Below are 3,112 nucleotides of genomic sequence, written 5' to 3' on the forward strand. Positions count from 1 at the left end.
GCCTTGCTGCACCTGGACAGCGAACTGCGCGCCGCCGCGCAATTGATCATGCAAGACGTGATCGACGACTTCGCCCCGCACATCGAAACCGAAATCAAACGTCGCCTCGATGCGCGGATGGAGCGGCTGCTCGCTGCAGCTGCAAGCGGCAAGCTTTAAGCTGCAAGCCAAAGCCAAAGCAAATCCGCCGCGCTCCTCTTGAAGCTTGCAGCTTGTGGCTTGTGGCTGTCCCCACGGCTATACTTCCCGGCTTTTCCTGAATAAATGCCAATAGGGTCCCGCCGCGCATGGATAAGACCTACCAGCCGCACGCCATTGAAACTTCCTGGTACAAGACCTGGGAGTCCGAGAACTACTTCGCCCCGCAAGGCGCGGGCGAGTCCTACACCATCATGATCCCGCCGCCGAACGTCACCGGCAGCCTGCACATGGGTCACGGCTTCAACAACGCGATCATGGACGCGTTGATCCGTTTCCGCCGCATGCAGGGTCGCGACACCCTGTGGCAGCCGGGCACCGACCACGCCGGTATCGCCACGCAGATGCTGGTGGAGCGCCAACTCGAAGCCCAGGGCCAGAATCGTCACGATCTGGGCCGGGAAAAATTTCTCGAGAAAGTCTGGGAGTGGAAAGATCAGTCCGGCGGCAACATCAGCCGGCAGATCCGCCGCCTCGGCTCGTCCGTCGACTGGAGCCGCGAGCGCTTCACCATGGACGACGGCCTCTCGGAAGCGGTCAAGGAAGCCTTCGTGCGTCTGCATGAGGACGGCCTGATCTATCGCGGCAAGCGTCTGGTCAACTGGGACACCAAACTGCACACGGCGATTTCCGACCTCGAAGTGGAAAACCACGAAGAGAAAGGCTTCCTGTGGAACCTGAAATACCCATTGGCCGATGGCGTTAAAACCGCCGAGGGCAATGACTTCCTGATCGTTGCCACCACCCGTCCGGAAACCATGCTCGGCGACTCCGCCGTCGCGGTGAACCCGAACGACGAGCGCTACAAAGCGCTGATCGGCAAATTCGTCGAGCTGCCACTGGTTGGCCGCCGCATCCCGATCATCGCCGACGATTATTGCGACCCTGAATTCGGCACCGGCTGCGTGAAAATCACCCCGGCCCACGATTTCAACGACTACGAAGTGGGCAAGCGCCACAACCTGCCGCTGCTGAACATCTTCGACAAGAACGCCAACGTGCTGCCTGCCGCCCAGGTGTTCAACCTCGACGGCACGCTGAACGAGAGCATCGACGGCAAGATTCCGGCCGAGTTCGCTGGCCTGGAACGTTTCGAAGCGCGCAAGCAGATCGTTGCCGCTTTCGACGCTGCCGGCCTGCTGGTGAGTGTCAACGATCACAACCTGAAAACGCCGAAAGGCGATCGCTCCGGCACGGTCATCGAGCCGTGGCTGACCGACCAGTGGTACGTATCGACCAAGCCTCTGGCCGAGCCGGCGATTGCTGCCGTTGAAGACGGTCGCATCCAGTTCGTGCCCAAGCAGTACGAAAACATGTACTTCTCGTGGATGCGCGACATCCAGGACTGGTGCATCAGCCGTCAGCTGTGGTGGGGCCACCGGATTCCGGCCTGGTACGACGAGTCGGGCAAGGTCTACGTGGGCCGCGACGAAGCCGAAGTGCGTGCCAAGCACAACCTCGGCCCGGATGTCGCGCTGCAACAGGACAACGACGTCCTCGACACCTGGTTCAGCTCCGGCCTGTGGACATTCTCGACCCTCGGCTGGCCCGAGCAGACCGAGTTCCTGAAGAAATTCCACTCCACCGACGTGCTGGTCACCGGTTTCGACATCATTTTCTTCTGGGTTGCCCGTATGATCATGATGACCATGCACCTGATGAAGAACGAAGACGGCACGCCGCAGGTTCCGTTCAAGACTGTCTACGTACACGGTCTGGTACGCGACGGCCAGGGCCAGAAGATGTCCAAGTCCAAGGGCAACGTCCTTGACCCGCTGGACATCATCGACGGCATCGACCTGGAAACCCTGGTCCAGAAGCGCACCTCGGGCCTGATGCAACCGAAACTGGCGAAGAAGATCGAGAAAGCCACCCGCGAAGAATTCGCCAATGGCATCGAAAGCTACGGCACCGACGCCCTGCGCTTCACGTTCTGCTCGCTGGCCTCGACCGGTCGCGACATCAAGTTCGACATGGGTCGCGTCGAAGGCTATCGCAACTTCTGCAACAAGATCTGGAACGCCGCGCGTTACGTTCTGGACAAGGGCGAAGACTGCGGCCAGAACGGCGAAGCCTACGAGCTGTCGCTGGCAGATCGCTGGATCATCTCGCAGCTGCAACGCACCGAAGCCGAAGTGACCCGCCAACTGGATCAGTTCCGTTTCGACCTCGCCGCGCAAGCGCTGTACGAGTTCATCTGGAACCAGTACTGCGACTGGTATCTGGAACTGTCCAAGCCTGTGCTGTGGGACGAGAACGCGCCGGTCGAACGTCAGCGCGGTACTCGCCGGACGCTGGTGCGCGTGCTGGAAGTGGCGCTGCGTCTGGCGCATCCGTTCATGCCGTTCATCACTGAAGAAATCTGGCAGCGCATCGCGCCGCTGGCCGGTATTCAGGGCAAGACGATCATGCTGCAGCCTTGGCCGGTGGCCAACGAAGAGCGCATTGATCCGGCGGCGGAAAACGACATCGAATGGCTCAAGGAACTGATGCTCGGCACGCGCAACATTCGTGGCGAGATGAACATCGGCCCGGGCAAGCCACTGCCGATCTTCCTGAAGAACGTCAGCGCTGAAGACCAGCGCCGCCTGACCGAGAACGAAGCGCTGCTGAAGAAGCTGGCGCGTCTGGAATCGATCACCGTACTCGCCGCTGGCGAAGAAGCACCGCTGTCCGCTACCGCACTGGTGGGCGAGATGGAAGTGCTGGTGCCAATGGCCGGCCTGATCGACAAAGGCGCCGAACTGGCGCGTCTGGACAAGGAAATCCTGCGCTTGCAGGGCGAAGTTCAGCGCGTTGGCGGCAAGCTTTCCAACGCAGGTTTCGTCGACAAGGCTCCGGCCGAAGTCATCGAGAAGGAACGCGCCAAACTGGCCGAGGCCGAACAGGCCCTGGGCAAACTGGCCGAGCAGCA

General features: G+C 60.9%; 1 protein-coding gene and 1 pseudogene. Both read left to right on the plus strand.

Going from position 1 to position 3,112, the window contains the following annotated elements; all coding sequences use genetic code 11:
- A pseudogene (locus D6877_RS30135) lies at positions 1–159 on the plus strand (DNA polymerase III subunit chi); the annotation flags it as partial.
- Positions 160–287: 128 nt separating this feature from the next.
- Positions 288–3,112 (plus strand): valine--tRNA ligase (locus D6877_RS27985; protein ID WP_130912800.1); only part of this gene is annotated, 2,825 nt, incomplete at its 3' end.

The sequence above is a fragment of the Pseudomonas sp. Sample_9 genome (assembly GCF_004307535.1).
Classification (GTDB): domain Bacteria; phylum Pseudomonadota; class Gammaproteobacteria; order Pseudomonadales; family Pseudomonadaceae; genus Aquipseudomonas; species Aquipseudomonas mercuritolerans.